This window comes from bacterium (assembly GCA_029210545.1).
Lineage (GTDB): Bacteria > BMS3Abin14 > BMS3Abin14 > BMS3Abin14 > BMS3Abin14 > JARGFV01.
This window is the reverse complement of sequence record JARGFV010000009.1, coordinates 21182-41048: the sequence shown is the minus strand read 5'-3', so window position 1 is coordinate 41048 and position 19867 is coordinate 21182. Positions and strand designations below refer to the sequence as shown.

At 61.6% G+C, this 19867-nt stretch carries 14 protein-coding genes; all 14 read left to right on the top strand.

The genetic code is table 11. The annotated features are described in order from the left end of the window. Window positions 1-142: 142 nt before the first annotated feature. The 14 genes from secD (at window position 143) to P1S46_01945 (ending at window position 19308) form a co-directional block, all read left to right on the top strand. Window positions 143-1717 (top strand): protein translocase subunit SecD, encoded by a 1575-nt coding sequence (gene secD / locus P1S46_02010; GenBank protein ID MDF1535259.1) that lies wholly within the window; start codon window positions 143-145, stop codon window positions 1715-1717. Window positions 1718-1739: 22 nt separating this feature from the next. After that, the gene (secF, locus tag P1S46_02005; GenBank protein ID MDF1535258.1) at window positions 1740-2657 is read left to right on the top strand and encodes a protein translocase subunit SecF; all 918 of its coding nucleotides are present in this window, start codon (window positions 1740-1742) and stop codon (window positions 2655-2657) included. Window positions 2658-2659: 2 nt separating this feature from the next. Further along, window positions 2660-3166 carry a DUF456 family protein gene (locus P1S46_02000; GenBank protein ID MDF1535257.1) on the top strand — a complete coding sequence of 169 codons (507 nt, stop codon included), beginning with the start codon at window positions 2660-2662 and terminating at the stop codon, window positions 3164-3166. 86 nt (window positions 3167-3252) lie between these two features. Further along, window positions 3253-5010, top strand: coding sequence for a single-stranded-DNA-specific exonuclease RecJ (recJ, locus tag P1S46_01995; protein ID MDF1535256.1), 1758 nt, complete (start codon window positions 3253-3255; stop codon window positions 5008-5010). A 170-nt stretch (window positions 5011-5180) separates the two neighbouring features. Beyond that, a complete protein-coding gene (locus P1S46_01990; GenBank protein ID MDF1535255.1) occupies window positions 5181-6605 on the top strand; it encodes a hypothetical protein in 1425 nt (474 codons plus the stop codon). Window positions 6606-6617: 12 nt separating this feature from the next. Next, a complete protein-coding gene (locus P1S46_01985; GenBank protein MDF1535254.1) occupies window positions 6618-7001 on the top strand; it encodes a response regulator in 384 nt (127 codons plus the stop codon). Continuing rightward, on the top strand, window positions 6998-9490 hold the full coding sequence (locus P1S46_01980; GenBank protein ID MDF1535253.1) for a sugar phosphate nucleotidyltransferase: 2493 nt from the start codon (window positions 6998-7000) through the stop codon (window positions 9488-9490). Before P1S46_01985 ends, P1S46_01980 begins: the two co-directional genes overlap by 4 nt. A gap of 6 nt (window positions 9491-9496) precedes the next feature. Further along, the gene (locus tag P1S46_01975; GenBank protein MDF1535252.1) at window positions 9497-11632 is read left to right on the top strand and encodes a glycoside hydrolase family 57 protein; all 2136 of its coding nucleotides are present in this window, start codon (window positions 9497-9499) and stop codon (window positions 11630-11632) included. Next, entirely contained in the window at window positions 11613-13706 is a 2094-nt protein-coding gene (locus P1S46_01970) for a DUF1926 domain-containing protein (GenBank protein MDF1535251.1), read from the top strand. The genes P1S46_01975 and P1S46_01970 overlap by 20 nt, the downstream gene beginning before the upstream one ends. A gap of 52 nt (window positions 13707-13758) precedes the next feature. Next, on the top strand, window positions 13759-14796 hold the full coding sequence (gene galT / locus P1S46_01965) for a galactose-1-phosphate uridylyltransferase (GenBank protein ID MDF1535250.1): 1038 nt from the start codon (window positions 13759-13761) through the stop codon (window positions 14794-14796). A 182-nt stretch (window positions 14797-14978) separates the two neighbouring features. Next, on the top strand, window positions 14979-16511 hold the full coding sequence (gene glgA, locus P1S46_01960; protein MDF1535249.1) for a glycogen synthase GlgA: 1533 nt from the start codon (window positions 14979-14981) through the stop codon (window positions 16509-16511). Next, window positions 16511-17203: a Rho termination factor N-terminal domain-containing protein gene (locus P1S46_01955; protein ID MDF1535248.1), complete on the top strand. Its 693-nt coding sequence runs from the start codon at window positions 16511-16513 to the stop codon at window positions 17201-17203. Before glgA ends, P1S46_01955 begins: the two co-directional genes overlap by 1 nt. After that, the gene (locus P1S46_01950) at window positions 17203-18774 is read left to right on the top strand and encodes a DUF1957 domain-containing protein (GenBank protein ID MDF1535247.1); all 1572 of its coding nucleotides are present in this window, start codon (window positions 17203-17205) and stop codon (window positions 18772-18774) included. The genes P1S46_01955 and P1S46_01950 overlap by 1 nt, the downstream gene beginning before the upstream one ends. Before the next feature lie 360 nt (window positions 18775-19134). Then, window positions 19135-19308 (top strand): hypothetical protein, encoded by a 174-nt coding sequence (locus P1S46_01945; GenBank protein MDF1535246.1) that lies wholly within the window; start codon window positions 19135-19137, stop codon window positions 19306-19308. Window positions 19309-19867: the final 559 nt, after the last annotated feature.

Below are 19867 nucleotides of genomic sequence, written 5' to 3'. Positions count from 1 at the left end.
ATTTGTGAGGAAAGGGAAAACGACGCTTTTCCCTTTCCGTGGAGCAAAAAGTCCCGGATTGGACTTTTTGCGACCCTGTCAAGGTCAGCAAATCAGCATCGTATCGACCGCTGAACGGGTCGGGACGATGTCGGGAGGGAAAATGCGCACCAGAGTCAAAACAAAACTTGTTATCGTGCTGGCGGTTCTCGTCGTAGCCCTTGTTTCGGTGACCCCGTCTCTGACGGGATCCCTGCCCGGCTGGTGGACCAAGGTCCTGCCTTCCAAGGCTGTCCAGCTGGGTCTCGACCTCAAGGGAGGGATGGAGCTCCTCCTCGAAGTGCAAACCGAAGAGGCCGTGAACAACGCGTTGAGCCGTATGGCTTCCGATCTGAAAACATCTTTCAAGGAAAAGAATATCCGGCTCAACAGGGCGGAGACCGTCGGTTTTAACCGGCTCCTGGTCGAGGTCCGAAGGGACAAGTACCGGGACGAGGCGGCTGCCGCCATCCGTGAGATGTTCCCCGGGACAGTCGTCACCGAGGAGACCGAGACACGCCTGGCGGTAAGCTACCCGGAAACCGAAGTGGCCCGTCTTCAGGAGAACGCCGTCGTCCAGGCTGTCGAGACTATCCGGAGCCGGGTGGACGAGTTCGGCGTTTCCGAACCGACCATCCTGCAGCAGGGCACTAAGCGGATCCTCATCCAGCTGCCCGGGGTGGACGATCCCCAGCGGGCCATCCAGCTGGTCAAGAGGACGGCGGTTCTCAAGTTCATGCTGGTCAACGAGACCGCTTCCGCGGACAGCGTTCCCCAGGGTGACGTTGTCCGTTACGGCACGAATTATGACCCCGCGACCCGCACGACCCAGCGCACACCGTACGTCCTGAGGGACCGGGTGCTGCTGACCGGCGACACCATCAAGGATGCCAGGGTCCGTTACGATTCCCAGTTCGGTCAGGCTTACGTGTCCCTGACCTTCGACAGCACAGGCGCCCGGATCTTCGAGCAGGTCACCGGTGACCACGTCAAGGAGAGGCTGGCCATCGTCCTTGACGACAACGTCTATTCCGCGCCCGTCATCCAGGAGAGGATCCCGGGCGGCGAGGCCCAGATCACAGGAAGTTTCACGCCGGAGGAGGCCAGCGACCTGGCCATCGTTCTCAGGGCGGGGAGTCTCCCGGCGCCGGTCAAGATCCTCCAGAAGTGGACCGTGAGCCCGTCCCTCGGATCCGATTCCATCAGGAAAGGGCTGATGTCCATCCTGTTCGGGTTCTCCCTTGTCATCGTGTTCATGGTCTTCTACTTCCGGATCTCAGGATTTATCGCCAATACCGCTCTTGTCCTGAACCTCGTTATCATCATGGCGGCTCTGGCCCTTTTCCAGGCCACCTTGACCCTTCCCGGCATCGCCGGCATCGTGCTCACCATAGGCATGGCGGTGGACGCCAACGTGCTGATCTTCGAGCGCATCAAGGAGGAGCTCAGGTCAGGCAAGACGGTGAGGGCTGCCGTGGACGGGGGCTACAGCAAGGCTTTCCTCACCATCGTGGACGCCAATGTGACGACCCTCATCGCCGCCCTGGTCCTGTTCCAGTTCGGTACGGGGCAGGTCAAGGGTTTCGCGGTCACCCTGAGCATCGGTGTGCTCACCAGCATGTTCACCGCGATCTTCGTCAGCAGAACCATTTTCGAATCCTACCTCGAGAACAGAACCCTGGAAGAGCTCAGTATCTGAGCGCAGGAGGCATCAGGCTGCAATGGATTTTATAAAACCCAATATCAATATCAATTTCGTCGGCAAGAGGCGGACAGCTCTCATCATCTCTCTAGTGGCGCTGCTCATCGGCGTCGGTTCACTGGTCCTGAAAGGCGGGCCCCGGTATGGCATCGATTTCGCCGGAGGCACCCTGGTCCAGGTGAAATTTACCGATGCGCCGGACGTGGGCCGGATCAGGGACGTTCTCACTGACAAGGGGATGGGCTCGGCAGTCATCCAGTCCCTGGGCGAGGAGAAGGTCTCAATCAGGGTCAAGAGCGAGGAAGGACAGATCGACACCGCCTCCGACGACGTTTTTGCCGTCCTGGCGGAGCAGTTCGGTCCGGACAGCGTTTCCCTGGAACTCGTGGAGATGGTGGGTCCCCAGGTCGGCGCCGATATGCGACGCAAGGGTATGCTTTCCATGCTCTACGCCATGGTGGGGATCCTGATCTATATCACCCTCAGGTTCCAGTTCCGCTTCGCAATGGGGGCCATCGCCGCGTTGATCCACGACATCATCATCACCATCGGGGTGTTCTCACTTTTTGACAAGGAGTTCACATTGCCGGTCATCGCGGCCCTCCTCACGATCATCGGTTACTCCCTGAACGACACCATCGTCGTGTACGACCGGATCCGTGAGAACATACGGCGTACACCCAAGGACATGCTGGCCTCCGTCATCAACACCAGCATCAACCAGACCCTCAGCCGGACGATCCTCACCTCGGGGACCACCCTGCTCGTTGTCATCTGCCTGTTCGTCCTGGGCGGGGAGGTGATCCACGACTTCTCCTTCGCCCTGCTGGTGGGCGTCGTGGTCGGCACTTACTCGTCCATATACATTGCCAGCCCCATGCTCCTTCTGGGAGGGCGGGGTGAAAGGGCAGCCAGGACCTCCGCCAGACAGGGATAGCATTGCTGACCTTCCTCACCTGGCTTCTCTTCGGGAGCGTCCTCATCCTGGCGCTCCCGCTTCAGTTGCTGGGCCTGCCCGGGACCTGGCTGCTGCTGGCCGGCGCCGCCTTGTTCCGGTGGGCGACCGGTCCCGCATGGCTGGAATATCACACCCTCATCGTCCTGCTCATCATGGCCGTCACCGGGGAGTTCCTGGAGTTTTTCACCGCCATCAGGGGTGCCAGGTCCGGACCCGAGGTCAGGGGCGGTGTCGCGGCATCCATCGTGGGCGCTCTCGCGGGCGGTCTGCTCGGAGCCCCGGTCCTTTTCGGTCTCGGGGCCATCCCGGGAATGGCCGTCGGGGCCTGGTGCGCGGTTTTTATCGTGGCGTTGGGGGGAGGACACGACCGCGCTGATGCCGCCCGGGCGGCCCTGGGAGCGCTGACGGGGAGGCTCAAGGGCACGGTTGCCAAGATGATGGTCGCGGCCACCATGGTTGCGGTCATCATCACTTCGCTGATAATGTGATAAGTCAGAACGAAGTACGATGAGCGAAGAGCGAAAGGAAACGATGCCTCGCGCCTGGAGCTTTGCGCTTCGAACTGGAAAATATTATGACTGTCGACCAAAAAAAATGGGAGGTAAGGCAGCAGGATCCGGAAAAGGCCCGGGCCCTTGCGGATGCTCTTGGCACAACCCCCCTGGTGGGACAGCTCCTCATGAACCGCGGGTTTGAAGATGTGGAGATGGCCCGCGGGTTTCTTAACTCCCACCTGGGGGATCTCGCGGATCCGTACCTCCTTTATGATATGGACAAGGCCGTCCAGAGGATCGTGGATGCCATGGACCGGGAAGAGAAAGTCCTGGTTTACGGAGACTACGACGTGGACGGGGTTACGGCCACTTCCCTCATCCTTCTTTTTCTCAGGGACCTCGGTTTTTCCACGTACTATTACATCCCCAACCGGGTGGAGGAGGGGTATGGTGTCAACCTGGAGAGCCTAAGAAAGTTCGGAGAGCAGGGGATAAGCCTCGTTATCACCGTGGACTGCGGCATCTCTTCGGTCGATGAGATCGCCTTCGCCGGCTCCCTGGGGATGGACGTCATCGTGACGGATCACCACGAACCTCCGGGTACCCTTCCCGAGGCGGCAGCGCTCATCAACCCGTTGCTTACCGACTGCTCTTTCCCCTACAAGTCCCTGGCGGGCGTCGGCCTTGCTTTCTACCTGGTGGCCGGTCTGCGTAAAGGGCTCCGGGACAGGGGCTTTTTCGAGGGCAGGGAGGAACCGTCCCTTGTGGACTACCTCGACCTCGTGGCAGTGGGGACCATAGCGGATATCGTGCCCCTGACCGGTCTCAACCGTATCCTCGTCCGGGCCGGGCTCGAGCAGATCAACCTCAACCCCCGGCTGGGGATCAGGACTCTGCTGGACGTGTGCGGTGTCACTCCGGGACAGGTCGACTCCTCCGCGGTGGCCTACCGGCTGGCCCCCAAGATCAACGCGGCCGGCAGGCTGTCGGATGCTTCCGCCTGTGTACGGCTCTTGACGACAGACAGCAGGGAGGACGCTGACCGCCTGGCCGGCTACCTTGACGTGGAAAACGTGGAGCGCCAGCGTATCGAGGAAAAGATCTACTCGGAGGCGGTGGACCAGATCCTGGCCGGCGGGACGCTGGATGGCAGGCGGAGCATCGTGCTCAGCTCGCCGGACTGGCATCCCGGAGTCGTGGGTATCGTGGCGTCACGGCTCATGGAGAGGTATTACAGGCCCACTGTGCTCCTGTGCCTGGAAAACGGGGTGCTGAAAGGTTCGGCCCGCGGGATCCCGAAATTACATCTCTTCCAGGGACTTTCCCAGTGCCGGGACCTGCTCCTGGAGTTCGGCGGTCACAAGTACGCGGCCGGGGTCAAGCTGGACCCGGAGAAGATCGATGAATTCAGGGAGCGGTTCGAGGAGGTTGTCCGGGAAATGGTGCCGAAAGACGGGTTCATCCCGGTCATGACCCTCGACGCCGAGACCCGCCTTGACGAACTCGGTCTGTTCGAAGTGCAGCAGTTCCATGGCCTCTCTCCCTTCGGGGCCGGGAACCCGGAGCCCGTGGTTCTGCTCAAGGCGGTCCAGGTCGTCGATCCCCGTATCGTGGGCGGGGATCACCTCAGCTTCAACGTGAAGCAGAACGGCGCCATCGTGAATGCCATCGCTTTCCGCCAGGCCCACGAGATGGAAAGGCTCTCCGGGCTGATGGACCTGGCGGTGGTCCCCGAGGTCCAGACATGGAAGGGAGTCACCAGGGTCAAGATGAGGGTCAAGGGGATGAGACCGAGCGGCAGCGCCGGCGCGAAGATCGAGGAACGAAGTCCGAATTAGCTCCTGCCGGTCACCTCTCCATCTCATCTTTTTTTGCGAAGCTTTCATCAATACCGGTTTCATTCGGGGAAATTGCGGGGTGATCCCGAAAAAGACAGCAACACGATCAACCCCTTGTGCTATCATTATGCCTGTTACCGACATCTTTCCTGATGCGGAGTACCGGAACCATGGACAAGGAGTTTCTGAACGTTTTCCGGCGTGCCCTGGCCGCCCGGCCTCTGGAAGTTCCGGGAGAGCTTGAGGGTGATCTCCGGCCTGAAGACGAGCTTGAGCGGAGCGGGCTTCTTGAAGCCTATAACAGCCTGGCGGAGGCCATGGCGGTCAGGAACAAGATCGACGGTTTCCTGGGCAGCGCCGAGAAGTTCGAGGAGATCAGCGCTCTCCTGCTCACCGTTATCACGGCCGGCCACATGTTCGGGTACAACCGTGCCTTTCTCCTTCTCAGGGATGAAGGCGATGGATCCTTGAGGGGGCATTCGGGGATCGGGACCCTTTCACCCGAGGAGACGTGGCAGGAGTGGGAACTCATCCACCGTGAGGAAATGGCGTTAGAGCGCATCCTCAGCCGGGCCATGGAGGAGTTCGAGACCCAGAAACGCCGGCTGTCGCCCCTTCTGGAAATGCTGGTGTTTCCCTCCGACCTGGCTGACCCCGTGGGAGAAGCGCTGATGGGGACCGGCTGCCGGATCCTGCCTCCAGGCCCTGGAACGGGGCCCACCTGGCTGGGTGACCTTTTGAAAGCGAAGGAGGTGGGTGTGATCCCCATGTGGGGAGCGGGAGGCCGCTTCGGAGCCATCCTTGTGGACAATTTCGCTTCGGGGGCGTCCCTCTCCCTGGATGGACTGGCACTGCTCGACTCCTTTGCCAGGCCGTTCATCAGCGCCCTGGAAAAGGCTCTGGCGCTGGATCGCTACCGGGAAAGAGTGGCCGAATTGCAGGAGGCCAACGCCCGCATCGAGGTCCAGCACGAAATGCTCGTCAGGCTCGAAAGGAAGAACATCATGGGCCGGTATTCCGCCGTACTGGCTCACAACCTGTTGAACCCCCTGGTTTCCATGGCGGGCCATCTGGAACGGTTGGAGAAGGTGGCCAACGACACCGGGGAGATCTCCGGCAATATCGCGGCGCTGCGTGAGGCCATGGGAGAGCTGGAGGGGTTCCTGGACGATTTTGTTTCCCAGGTGGAGGAACAGTTCCCGGACAGGCATTTCTGGGACCTGAACCACCTCATTAACGAGGTCATCAGGGCCTACAGAAGCTTTCACCCCCTGGTGCCCCTTTCCATAACCCTCGAGGAAGGGGATATTTCCCTCGTTCAGCTGAATTACGGGAAGGTGAGCGGGGCCATCGCCCGCCTCATGGGAGTCATGGTTCTCATGGCGGGGAGCCTGGATGGCCTCGTGGTCGCCACAACGGCCGCCGCCCACGGTGTGCGCGTCACCTTCACCTTTTCCGGACGCCTGTTCGAGCCGGATCGGCAGGGAGGACCGGAGGGACTGGGGGAATTGAAGAAGATCGCGGAATATCTGGACCAGGAACAGATCACCCTTTCCTGGTCCGATGGGTTCCTGGCGCTGGATATTAACCTCTGACAGGGGGAGAGCATGAACTATCGTATCCTGGTCGTCGATGATGAAGAGGGTATCCGGGAACTGTACCGGATGCAGATGGAATCAGCCGGTTACGAGGTTCTGACCGCGGTGGACAGCCGCGGGACGATGGAGGCGCTGAAAAACCATACCGTGCACCTGGTCGTCCTTGATATCAGGCTCAAGGGAGAGAGCGGACTGGAACTTCTCCAGGATATATCACGGGAGCAGAGCCACGTTCCGGTCATCCTCTCCTCGGCCTACAGCTCCTTCAGGTCGGACTTCTCCTCGTGGCTGGCCGAAGGGTACGTCGTCAAATCCTCGGATTCCCATGAACTCCTGGACGAGATCTCCAAGGTGCTGGAAAAACGTTATGGAAAGGGGAGAAAAAAGGGATGAAGGCGGTCGTTTTAGCGGGCGGGTTCGGCACGAGGATACAGCCCCTGACCTCGGGGGTGCCAAAGCCGATGCTCCCTCTCATGAACAAGCCCATGCTCGAGTACATCCTGGAAGACCTCGACAGCCTGGGCGCCGAGGAGATCTCCCTTCTGCTTTACTTCATGCCCGAGAAGATAAAAGACCACTTCGACAAGCGCTGGGAGGGCACGGCGAAACTCACCTATGTTGTGCCTGACGCGGACTACGGCACAGCCGGTTCGGTGAGGTTTGCCGTGGACAGGCTCAAGGAGACGTTCCTTGTCATGTCCGGTGACCTGGTGACCGACATCGACCTTGGCGCGGCCGTGAAGTTCCACAAAGAACGTGGTGCCCTGGCCACGCTGGTACTGACCTCGGTGGCAAACCCCCTCCAGTTCGGGGTCGTCGTCGCCGACGACAGGGGACGGATCAGGAACTTCCTTGAAAAACCCGGTTGGGGTGAGGTCGTGAGCGATACCGTCAACACCGGCATCTACATCCTGGAACCGGAAGCCCTCGGTTTCATTCCCGCGGGGAAGCCTTTCGATTTCTCGCGGGATCTTTTCCCCCGCCTCCTCAAGGGGCGAAAGCCCCTCTACGGCTTCAATGCGCCGGGGTACTGGCGCGATGTGGGGAACCCTGAATCCTACCGCCAGGTCCACCACGAGATCTTCCACGGCAAGACCCGCCTCGCCATGCCGGGTGAGGCAGTGAAGTTCGCCGAAGGGACGGCATGGCTGGACGAGGGGGCCCGGGTGGCTCCAGGGGCCAGGGTCCGGGGCACGGTCGTGGTCGGTCCCGGCGTGAGGCTGCCACGGGGCGAGTACGCCGATTCCGTTTTCGGGGAGGGGTGCGAGGTCAGCCCCGGTTGCCTCGTCGAATCGTCGGTCCTCTGGAGCGGGATCGCCGTGGGCCGGAGGTGCCGTGTCGTCAACAGTGTCCTGTGCGACAACGTCCGCCTCGGCGAGGGAGCCTACATCCCGGAAGGGGCGGTCATCGCGTCCGACTGCATCCTCGAAGACGGGGTTTCGGTGGAAAGGGACGTGTCTCTGTGGCCCGGCAAGAGGGTCGAGGCGGGCTCTGTGCTTTCAACCAACCTCATCTGGGGCGACCGCTGGAAGGCAGCGATCTTCGAAGGCAACCGCGTCTCGGGGAGGACCAACGCGGAATTGAGTTCCGGGTTTGTCGCGAAACTCGGCGAGGCCTTCGGCTCCGTATTCCCGGAAAGCGGCCGTATCCTGGTCAGCCGGGACGATCACAACGCGTCCAGGATGCTCAAGCGGGCTTTCCTCGGAGGGATCCTTTCCACAGGTGTTTCCGTTTCCGACCTGCGGCTCATGCCCCTTCCGGTGACCAGGTACAAGCTGACCACCTTCGGTGAGGTCGGAGGGGTCCACTTCAGGCAGAAACCCGGGGACGAATCCTCCACCGAGATCCTCTTTTACGACTCGGACGGCCTTGCCATCGGGGAAAACACCGCCAGGGAGATCGAGAAGATCTTCTTCCGGGAGAAGTTCCGGCGCAGCCATCACAACCGGATCGGCACCATCTCGGAACTGCCCCTGGCCCTGGATTTCTACCGCGAGAGTTTTCTCAGGGAAGTGGACGTGGACTCGTTGCGCAAGCGGAACTACACGGTCATCCTCGACCTGGCTCACGGGTCCACCTCACGCATCCTGCCCGAGATCCTGGCCGATCTCGGCTGTGAATCGGTTATCCTCAACGCCCATCCCGACGCGACACGGCTGGCCCAGACACCGGCCATGGTCCAGGAGAGCCTCGCACGGGTCGGGAAGATCGTCCGCGCCCTGGGCGCGGACGTGGGTTTTTACGTCTCTCCCGGCGGCGAGGAACTTCACATGGTGGACGACCTGGGCCGTTCACAGCCTCCCCACAGGCTCCTCCTCCTGGTCCTCGAGCTCCTGGGCCGGCGGGCCGGCCGGAGGAAGGCCAGGGTTTTCCTGCCGGTCCAGGCGCCGCGGATAGCAGTGGGACGGCTCAGGCATGTCAAAGCCGACACCGGGCGCCTGACGAGGCTGAGCGCACGGGATTTCGAAAACTACGAACTGGCGGCCAATGTGGACGGAGCCTTTGCCTTTACCCGATTTGCCCCCCACTGGGATGCCATGTTTTCCCTGGCTGTGATCCTGGAGATGATGGCCTCGGCGGGTGGGACCCTTTCGGAGATCGTCGACGGACTGCCCGTGACACATTACCATTCCCTGAGCGCCGTGTGCCCGGCGGAGAACAAGGGGCGGGTTATGAGGAACTTCCGGCAGGCCGTCGGCGATCTTGAGCTGTCCTTCACTGACGGAGTCCACGCTGCCATGGACGACTCCTGGATCCTGCTTCTGCCCGACGTCCACGGGCCGCGTGTCAGGCTTGCCGTGGAAAGCGGGGACCCCGCCAAGGCGCGCAGGCTGATCAACACCTGGGGGCGCCGCATCAGCCGATGGGCGCTGGAGAGGTGACGTCCCATGGCTGACAGGATCCGCCTGGCCCTCTGGTGGCACATGCACCAGCCGTGCTACCGCAACGGGTACGACGGCACCTCCGTGATGCCCCTGACGTTTATCCACGCCACAAAGGACTATTACGACATGGTTCGCCTGGCGCAGATGCACGGATCGGTGCGCACCACCTTCAACCTCGTGCCATCGCTCCTCGACCAGATCGAGGGGTTCGCGGTCCCTGGGTCTGACCTTTTCCTGGAGGTCCTGCTCCGGCCGGTGGAGGGCCTGGAGGAAGACGATCTCACACTGCTTTACGATCTTCTCTTCATCGGCTCCGTGCGCCACCAGATCCTGCCCCTCCGGCGTTATTACCAGCTCTACGACAGGTGGAACCGCCGCCAGGCTAAGGAGGCGGTGACAGGGTTTTTTTCCCACCAGGAGCTCCTCGACCTGCAGGTTCTTTTTCTCCTGGCCTGGACCGGCACCTTTTTCCGGGAGGAAGAGCCCCTCATCCGTGAACTCATCACCAGGGGGATGGGCTTCACCCAGAAGGACAAGACGACCCTCGTCGACCTGCTCCTGAGCAAGATCCAGGAGATCGTCCCGGCATACCGGAAGGCCCAGGAATCCGGGGCTGTCGAGATCACTTCGACCCCCTATTATCACCCCATTTTACCCCTGCTCTATGATTTCAACAGCGCGAGGGCGGTGCAGCGCGGCCTGCCCCTTCCCGTTACCTGCGGCAGCCTCGCCGCCGACGCCCCCACCCACGTCGACAGGGCCCTGGAGCGGTACGAAAGGACCTTCGGCTCAAAATGCCGCGGCATGTGGCCCTCGGAGGGCGGCGTGTCCCTTCCGGCCCTGGAGATCATGGCGGCGAGGGGGGTCGCCTATGCGGCATCCGACGAGGAAGTCCTCGCCAACAGCCTGGGAGTGCCTTTCCCCGGTTTCGGCGGGAGGCGGAACGAGTTGTATCGGCCGTGGAAAATCCAGACCGGCAGCGGCGAGATCGCCATGTTCTTCCGCGACCGCGAGCTTTCGGATCTCATCGGCTTTACCTACCAGAGGATGGAAGCGTCCGAAGCGGTGGGCAATTTCCTCGGACGCTTGCACGCCATCAGGAAAGGGCTGGACCGCGACGACGGGGTCGTTGCGGTCATCCTGGACGGGGAGAACGCCTGGGAGCACTACCCGGAGAACGGCCGGCCTTTCCTGGAGGGCCTTTACGAGGCCCTGGGCAGCGATCCGGCCATCGAGATGGTGACTTTCAGCGAGGCCCTGCAGTCAGGCAATGCCGGCAGGCTCGGCGACATCGTTCCCGGATCCTGGATCGGCGGCCGGCTTTCGACCTGGGTGGGGCATTCGGAAAAGAACAGGGCCTGGGAACTGGTGTGCCGCACCCGGGACACCATCGAGGCGGCCCTTCCCGGGCTGGACGCCGCGGCACGGGAAAATGCCATGGAGCAGATCCTCATCGCCGAGGGCAGCGACTGGTACTGGTGGTTCGGTGACGACCACTTCACGACCCTTGCCGCCCGTTTCGACGAGCTGTTCCGTCTCCACCTCATCAACGCTTACCGTTTCGCGGGGATACCGATCCTCCTGGAGCTCCTCGAACCCATAAAGAAAGGAAAGGTCCGGGGGCACGTGAGGGCTCCCTTCGGGATCGTCGAACCGGTCCTCGACGGGCTGGACACCAACTACTTCGAATGGCTCAGCGCGGGAGTTTTCAACCTGGACTTCGAGCAGGGATCCATGCACCGGTCCGATCCCGTCCTGAGGCAGTTGATGTACGGGTTCGACGAACAGTGCCTCTACCTGAGGCTCGAAAGCGCCGATCATTTCGCCGAAAAGGCGGAAGGGATGACCCTCGCCGTCGAGTTGGAGGGGCCGGTAAAGGCGGCCTTCCGTTTCAGGGTGGTTAGGGGCGAGATGGAAACCCTCGACGGCGACCAGCGATCAGCCGGTGTCAGGGGTGCCTGCGACAAGATAGGGGAGTTCGCCCTCCCCCTGGTAACGCTGGGAGCGGAACCAGGGATGGAGATCCTGCTCTCTTTCAGCCTGTGGCGTGGGTCCGAACCGGTGGAGAAAGCTCCCCTCTTCTCCATGGTGAGGATCCCGGTCCCCGAGGATTACGACCTTGAGTACTGGATCGTCTGAGTTGACAGCCAACGGGGTTTCGACTCTCCTCATGGGGTTTCACTGCCATCAGCCGGTGGGAAACTTCGACTCCGTTTTGAGGCACGGATGCAAGGTGTGTTACGGGCCGCTCCTCGAGGAGATGGCCCGGTTCCCGGGTTTTCGCTTCAGCCTCCATATGAGCGGGTATCTCCTGGAGTGGATCGAGCGGGAGGAAAAGGGGATCTTCTCCAATATCCGCGGCCTGGCGGGGCGCGGGCAGATGGAGATGCTCACCGCCGGGTTCTTCGAACCGATCCTGGCGGTGATCCCGCCCCGGGACGCCCTCGGCCAGATCAGCCTGCTCTCCGACTTCATCGAGGACCTGTCGGGGACAAGACCGGAAGGGTTGTGGCTCACCGAGAGGATCTGGGAGCCGAGCCTCATCCCCCTCCTCAGGGAGGCGGGGGTGAGTTACACGATCGTCGACGACAACCACATGACATCCTCCGGGCAGGGCGGGACTGACCTGACGGGGCGTTTCATCACCGACACCCGCGGTGAGACCATGTCCCTTTATCCCATCAGTCAGAAGCTGCGTTACAAGACTCCCTTCAGCCCCGTCAACGAGGCCGTCGATACCGTGAGGGAGGCCGCGAGGGGGGCCGGAAGGACCGCCATCATCTTCGACGACGGCGAAAAGTTCGGAATGTGGCCCGAAACATGGGATTGGGTCTACGGCAAAGGGTGGTTGAGGAACTTTCTCGCCGCCATCCTTGAAAGCGGCGACATCGCGACCGCCACCTGCAGGGAACACTTCGAGTCCTCGGTCCCCCTGGGGCGTGTGTACCTTCCGCCCGGCAGTTACATCGAGATGGGGGAGTGGACCCTCCCCCCCGACGAGGCCGTGACCTTTCACGAGATACGGGGGATCCTCGGGGGGCTCGGCAGAGCCGATGACGCCCGGAGGTTCGTCAGGGGAGGGCTGTGGCCGGACTTCCTGGTCAGGTACCCCGAGAGCAACAACATGCACAAGAAGATGATCCGGATCAGCCGCCGGGTCGCCTCGGTCAAGGATCCCGGGGTACGCAGGGCCCTTTACATGGGACAGTGCAACGACCCCTACTGGCACGGTATCTTCGGGGGTCTTTACCTGCCGGTCCTGCGCAACGGGGTCAAAAGAGCCCTCAACGAGGCTGAAAGGATCCTGGACGAAAGTTCGGGAGTGCCTGGTCCGGTCCTCGAGGACATCAATGCCGACGGTCATCCCGAGGCGGAGCTCAGAAGCGCCGACGCGGTCGCCGTGGTCACCGGCCTCGGAGCGCACCTTTACGAGCTTTCAGACAAGGACAGCCTCTTCGACCTGCTCAGCACACTGGCGAGGCGTCCCGAGCAATATCACAGGGCAGCCGGGCAGCCCGGGAAGCCGGACGGGCAAAAACCTGCCGATATCGCCACGATCCACGATTCGGCCCGGGCCATGGACGTGGAAACCCGGCGCCTCCTGCTTTATGACCGTTACCCGAGGTACGCTTTCGTAGACCATTTCCTGCCGCCGGAAACCGGCGTCAGCCAGATGTACGAGGGGAGCTTCCAGACCCTGGGAGAGTTCGCGGCCAGATCCTGGCGCATGGAGCTGTCACGGTCGGCTGTCACCGCTTCCATCCAGGGCCGGCTCCAGGCCGCTGAAGGCCCATCCGTTGACATCGGCATAGAAAAGCACATGTCCCTTGACAAGCGCCTTTTCACCGTCCGGTACACCCTCACTTCCGTGGAGGGGGGACCCGTCACGGCGCTTTTTTGCAGCGAGATCAACCTGCACTTTCCCACAGGGGTCCGGTGTGCCGCGCAGCTCGACGGCCGGTCCTTCTCCCTGGCCGAACCGCTGGAAGCGGGCACCGGGACCACGCTGACGGTCCGGGACCCGGTCCTGGCGGCGCCGGTGATCATCAGCAGTACCGAGCCCTGCGAGGTGTGGAGTTACCCGGTCCAGACCGTCTCCCAGTCCGAACAGGGTTTCGACGTCACATACCAGGCCAGCAGCTTTGCCATGGGCCGGAAACTGGATTTTTCCAAGGGGAAACAGGTATCCCTGACCCTGTCCCTCAGGTTCTGAGGCGGAGGACGGGAACCGCCGCCTGAGAGCAAACGATCCGAGAGGAGCACGCATGTCGGAACTGAGATACGATCCCATCCGGAAAACCTGGGTCATCATCGCCACGGAGCGGGGGATGAGACCTACACATATCCACAGGCATGAGAAGCCCGGCAAGCCCGCGCCCAAGGGCGTATGTCCCTTCTGCCCCGGGAACGAGGACCGTACGCCCCCCGAGATCATGGCCATAAGGGACCAGGGCACAGCTCCCAACTCCGAAGGGTGGAGGGTCCGGGTCATACCCAACAAGTTCCCGGCCCTGACCATCGAAAGCTCGCAGGAGCGTTACGGAAAGGGGATCTACGACGTCGTGTCCGGATTCGGCGCCCACGAGGTCATCGTGGAAACGCCCAACGATGATGAACAGATGGTGGACTTTTCCATTGCCCACCTGCGGGACGTTTTTTCCGTTTACCGTGACAGGCTGTCCGACCTGAGACGCGACAGCCGCTTCCGCTACGTCCTGATCTTCAAGAACTACGGATCGGAGGCCGGCGCCAGCCTCTGCCACAGCCATTCCCAGATCATCGCCATCCCTGTTACGCCCAGCCTCGTGGCCGTGGAACTCGCCAGCGCGAGGGATTACTACCAGCGCAAGGAGCGGTGCATGATGTGCGACATCATCCACCAGGAGCTCGAAGACGGGGATCGGATCGTCATCAACGAGGAGCTGTTCGTCGCCTTCACCCCCTTTGCCTCGAGCTTCCCCTTCGAGCTGAGGATAGCCCCCAAGCGCCACAACCATGATTTCTCGACCATTGACGAGGACCACCTCCAGCATTTCGCGTCGGTGGTCAAGGAACTGCTGGCAAGGCTGAGCAGGGTCCTCAACGATCCGCCCTACAACTTCATCCTTCACACGTCGCCGCCGGAGGCCTATCGCGCCGGGAAACCGGAATACTGGACCAGCATCAGCAGCGACTACCACTGGTACCTGGAGCTCGTTCCGAGGATGACGATGATCGCGGGGTTCGAGTGGGGCACGGGGTTCCAGATCAACCCCACCTCTCCCGAGGACGCCGCGAGGTTCCTCAGGGAGGCGGAGATATAAAATTGATGGACTCGCAAAAAGTCCATCAACGCGCCCCGCGCGGGGCGCCCGAATCAATGACTTGCACTGTAAGTCATTGATTTGTGAGGAAAGGGAAAACGACGCTTTTCCCTTTCCGTGGAGCGAAAAGTCCCGGATTGGACTTTTTGCGACCCTATCAAAAACAGCGCGGAGATTAAATTTTGATCCGGACGAAGACAGAACCGAAGAAGGCGCCAACAGCGGCAAGGTCCAGGACCAGGGCGAAGACTGTGTCTGAGCCCCGGCTGAAGGTGCTCATGGTCACCGCCGAGGCGGCCCCTTTCGCCAAGGTCGGCGGGCTGGGGGACGTGGCCGGGACCTTGCCGCCCCGCCTGGCCGAGCTGGGCATGGACGTCCGGGTGGTCCTCCCCTGTTACCGTGAAGTGCGCCGGCGCGGCCACGAACTCATGGACACCGGTGTAACCATGGATATGACCCATGCCGGGAAGCCGCGGCACGCACGTCTGTTTAGATCGGATCTGATGGGGACGTTGTACTGGTTCCTCGACGAGCCCGGTTATTTCGACCGGGAAGGGGTTTACGGCCCGGCAGGAGGCGAGTACCCCGACAGCGCCGAACGGTTTTCCTTTCTCTGCAGGGGAGCGGTCGAGGCAGCCGGGGCCTTGAATTTTTTTCCGGACATCCTGCACGTACACGACTGGCACGGCGCCCTGGCCCCCCTTTACGCCGGGCCGGGAGCGGATGCCGGGCGGTGGGCGCGCACGGTGTCGATCCTGACCATACACAACATGGCCTACCAGGGGGTTTTCGGGGCCGAGGTCCTCCCATCCCTGAATCTTCCGCAGGACCTTTTCATCCGCGGTATCATGGAACACAGGGGGGATCTCAACTTTCTCAAGGCCGGCATCGAGGTGTCGGACCTCATCACCACGGTTTCCCCTGCCTACGCGGCGGAGATCACGACAGCCGAGTACGGCTGCGGCCTGGAGGGTGTCCTCGCCAGGCGGGCCGACAGGGTGCATGGCGTGCTCAACGGTATCGATTACGAAGAGTGGGACCCTTCCGCCGACAGCTGCATAGAGGCTGCCTTCTCGGTGGACGACAGTTCCGGCCGTCGGGTCAACAGGGACGTTTTGAGAAAACAGCTCGGTCTCAACCCCGATGAGGGCGCGCCCCTGTTTGCCTTCGTGGGACGCCTGACGGACCAGAAGGGGGCCGATCTGCTGGCCGGGATCGTCCCGAAGATGGTTGAGGACGGCAGCCAGGTCGTTGTCCTGGGGAGCGGGGAGCCGATCCTGGAAAAGTCCCTCATGGCCGCGGCGCAGCCGTATCCGGGCCGGGTGTCGGTCAGCATCGGTTTCAACGAGAGACTGGCCAGGCGGATCTACGCGGGCTCGGACTTTTTCCTCATGCCGTCCCGGTTCGAGCCTTGCGGCCTCGGGCAGATGATCGCCATGAGGTACGGTTCCCTGCCTGTCGTCAGGGCCACGGGTGGGCTTGGGGACACTGTGAGGGATGTGGATAAGGATAAAAGGGGAAACGGGATCCTTTTCCGGCGAGCCGCCGGGGAGGATCTCATGGAAGCCGTTTCGAGGGCCGCGGAGCTGTTTCGGTCAGGCAGGATGCCCGGCCTCGTGACCAGGATCATGGCCGAAGACCATTCCTGGAAACGCTCAGCCGGCCGTTACGAGGACCTTTACAGGAAATCGCTTGAACTGAAGGAAGGTGAGTGATGGTGTCGACCTACGCGAAGATGAAAAAGGACGAGCTGCTGGCCCTGGCCAGGCAGGCCGGGATCGCCGGCTGCGGCCGGATGAACAAATCACAGCTGATCGAGGCCCTCGAGGAGCTTGGCCGGGCCGTGGAACCTCCCGTGACCGACTTTCCGGGGAGCCCGGTCCATGTCCAGGATCCCGGGCCTCCTCCGCCCGCGCGTCCCGACACGCCCGATCTGCCGGGCCATCTGGGCGAGGACAGGCTCTGTTTCATGCCCCAGGGCCCCAGGACCGCCTTCGCTTACTGGGAACTGGGCCGCGGCGGGGTCCCCGGGGAACTCGTTCTGAAGGTGCGGTCGATGCCGGGTGGAGAGGTGCTCTACCTGCACCGGGCATGGGGGCCGATCGGGTCGGCATACGTTAACCTGGAGCGTGCGGGGCTGGAGATCGAAGGATCTCTCGGCGTGGAAGGGGAGGGCGGTTTTACGGAGCTTCTCAGGTCCAACCGGATACATCTTCCCTGTGACGGTCCCTCCGATGAGGTGGACACCCTCTGGATGACCCGCCGCCGTGACTTCGAGGAGATTTTCCGCCTCTCGGGGGGCGGCGGTTTGTGGCCCTTCGAAGGCCTGGCCGGCCCCTATGGTGAGAGGCGCCCGGGTGTACCCGTAAGCTCGTGGCCCACGGGAACGGAAAAGGGGCGGCGTTGATGACCGGCTACTGGGGTCTTTTCCTTCACGCCCACCTTCCCTTCGTCCGTCATCCCGAGTACGAATATTTCCTCGAGGAGCACTGGCTGTTCGAGGCCCTGGCGGAGTGCTACCTGCCCCTCCTCCGGCGGTTTTACCGCCTGTCCGACGACGGCGTTGATTTCCAACTCACCATGAGCCTCACCCCCACACTGGCCTCGATGCTGGCTGACCCCATGCTCATCCACCGCTTCGCCCGGTACCTGGATCGGACAGCCGAACTGGCGGAAAAGGAGATCCGGCGTACTGAAGGACATGGCGATATCAATCGGCTGGCGAGGTACTACCTCGACCGGCTCACGGTCAAGCGCCGGTTCTTCGAGGACACCCTGGGCTCGGATGTCCTGAGAGGCTTCCGGGAACTCGCGGACAGGGGCGCGCTGGAGATCGTCACCTGCGGTGCCACCCACGGGTTCCTGCCCCTGCTGGCCTACCACCCGCCCTCGGTGGAGGCACAGATCGAGGTGGCGGTCCGGACCCATCGGCGGCTCCTGGGCAGGGACCCTGCCGGGATCATGCTGCCGGAGTGCGCCTACTACCCCGGGCTCGAAGATGTGCTGAAACGGCACGGGCTCGGCTTTTTCTTCCTGGACAGCCATGGGCTCCTCTTTTCCCGTCCCCGCAGCCTTTTCGGGGTTTTCGCCCCCATCTTCACCCCCAACGGCGTCGCCGTCTTCGGCCGCGACCATGAATCGAGCAAACAGGTCTGGAGCTCCCGGGAGGGGTACCCCGGAGATTTCGTCTATCGGGACTTCTACCGGGACGTGGGGTTCGACCTCGACATGGACCACGTGGGGCCCTACGTCAGCCCGGACGGCCTGAGGACCTTCACCGGCATCAAGTACTACCGCATCACGGGGGACACGGACCACAAGGAGCTTTACGATCCCGAGGCCGCCCTGGGCCGGGCACGTGAGCACGCCGCCAACTTCGTTTTTAACAGGGAGAGACAGGCCGAGCACCTGCGGGGCCTTATGGGCAAGCCTCCCTTCATCCTTTCACCCTACGACGCCGAACTGTACGGCCACTGGTGGTTCGAGGGACCGGATTTTATCGAACATGTGTTCAGGCACATGGCTCCTTCGACCATGGAGCCGGTCTCCCTGGCGCGGTACCTGGAGGAGAACCCCACCCACCAGGTGGCGACGCCGTGCGCCTCGAGCTGGGGGAACAAGGGGTACTACGAGGTCTGGCTCAACGGCAGCAACGACTGGGTCTGGAGATACCTCCACAACGCCGGTATCCGCATGTCCGAACGGGCCCGACGCTACACCGCCCCCGACCCGCTGCGGGAAAGGATCCTGAACCAGATGGCCCGTGAGCTGCTCCTCGCGCAGTCCAGCGATTGGCCCTTCATCATGACAATGGGGACGAGCGTGGAGTATGCCGAACGGAGGTTCAAGCTCCACATCGACCGTTTCAACCAGCTCGATTCGATCCTGGACGAAGGGTGGGACGAGGAGAAGGTGCGGAAGATGGAGGAGGCGGACAACATCTTTCCCGATATCGATTACCGGGTGTACGGGAGGTAGAACGGTCATAATCCAGGATTCAAGATTCAAAAGTAAGGCACGGTTCCTGTAAAGGCGGCAAGAGCGGATTCACCACAGAGCTCACAGAGCACACAGAGGGAACAGCACCTCACCTGACTTTTCCCGAGGGGAAAAGGATCTCTCCGGGATCGGTCGATGTTGCTTTGAACCCCTGTGCGAAAGCCAACTTTCTCTCAGGTGTTCAAAGCGACATCAGTTCAGGTGAGGAAAGTTCTTCTTTGTGGCTTGCTTTTCCGCCGTAGCCGTTAGGAAACCGTTGCCGAATCGCTCGCGATTGTGCATGCCGAGCTGGTATTGATTCATCCCTTTCGCGAAGGGAACGGGCGGCTGGCACGTCTGTTGGCCATGCTGATGGGATTACAGGCAGGGCTGCCGATGCTGGTGTTTGACCAAATGGAAGGGGAGCGCCGTGAAGCCTATCTGGCCGCGGTTCGCGCCGGAATGGCACGTGATTATGAGCTGATGAAAGGGATCTTCAGCAGGATTATCGAGCAGAGCCGGAACGAGTCCTAGCGGTGTCCGCATTGCGACGCAGCAGCGCCAGCTCTTGATCCGTCAGCTTGATCCCTTCAACGGCCGACGAAGAAAGCACCGAACGCAACAGAGCCTGATGCCGTTTTTCGGGATCACGCAGGTGGATATTGGTTTGGCTGAGTGGTCGCTGTTTCATTAGGCAATTATACATCAAATCACCCAAAATTTAAAAGCGTAACCCAAAATTTAAAAGCGTAACCAGGAACTGCCGGGGAGTCATTTGCAGGCCCCTGGTGTGAAGGTGAACCTGGGGGTCGTAGCTTGTATTTTAACATTTACCTTTCCAATCCTTTATAATTCTAGAGATAGAGGCAGGATGCATTTTAAGCCACACTCCGATCTCGCGCTGCGTGTATAAATACGATTCAAATGCCTCAATAATCTTTTGATTCCTTTTCAGTTTATTTCTGATCTGATCTTCCGGAAAAAGCTCCGACAGCGTGGGGCGGCCCGTAGCTCTTTGTCGCCTTGGCACCGCAAAGGACACTTCAGGATCTTCCAGTGTTTGACGAACACTTTGGGCAAAACCCGGCTCACC

Excerpts from the sequence above, each read along its gene's own strand:
- secF (MDF1535258.1), top strand. The coding sequence starts at position 1,740 with ATGGATTTTATAAAACCCAATATCAATATCAATTTCGTCGGCAAGAGG.
- P1S46_01950 (MDF1535247.1), top strand. The coding sequence starts at position 17,203 with ATGACCGGCTACTGGGGTCTTTTCCTTCACGCCCACCTTCCCTTCGTC.
- P1S46_01990 (MDF1535255.1), top strand. The coding sequence starts at position 5,181 with ATGGACAAGGAGTTTCTGAACGTTTTCCGGCGTGCCCTGGCCGCCCGG.
- recJ (MDF1535256.1), top strand. The coding sequence starts at position 3,253 with ATGACTGTCGACCAAAAAAAATGGGAGGTAAGGCAGCAGGATCCGGAA.
- P1S46_01980 (MDF1535253.1), top strand. The coding sequence starts at position 6,998 with ATGAAGGCGGTCGTTTTAGCGGGCGGGTTCGGCACGAGGATACAGCCC.
- galT (MDF1535250.1), top strand. The coding sequence starts at position 13,759 with ATGTCGGAACTGAGATACGATCCCATCCGGAAAACCTGGGTCATCATC.
- P1S46_01955 (MDF1535248.1), top strand. The coding sequence starts at position 16,511 with ATGGTGTCGACCTACGCGAAGATGAAAAAGGACGAGCTGCTGGCCCTG.
- secD (MDF1535259.1), top strand. The coding sequence starts at position 143 with ATGCGCACCAGAGTCAAAACAAAACTTGTTATCGTGCTGGCGGTTCTC.
- P1S46_01985 (MDF1535254.1), top strand. The coding sequence starts at position 6,618 with ATGAACTATCGTATCCTGGTCGTCGATGATGAAGAGGGTATCCGGGAA.
- P1S46_01975 (MDF1535252.1), top strand. The coding sequence starts at position 9,497 with ATGGCTGACAGGATCCGCCTGGCCCTCTGGTGGCACATGCACCAGCCG.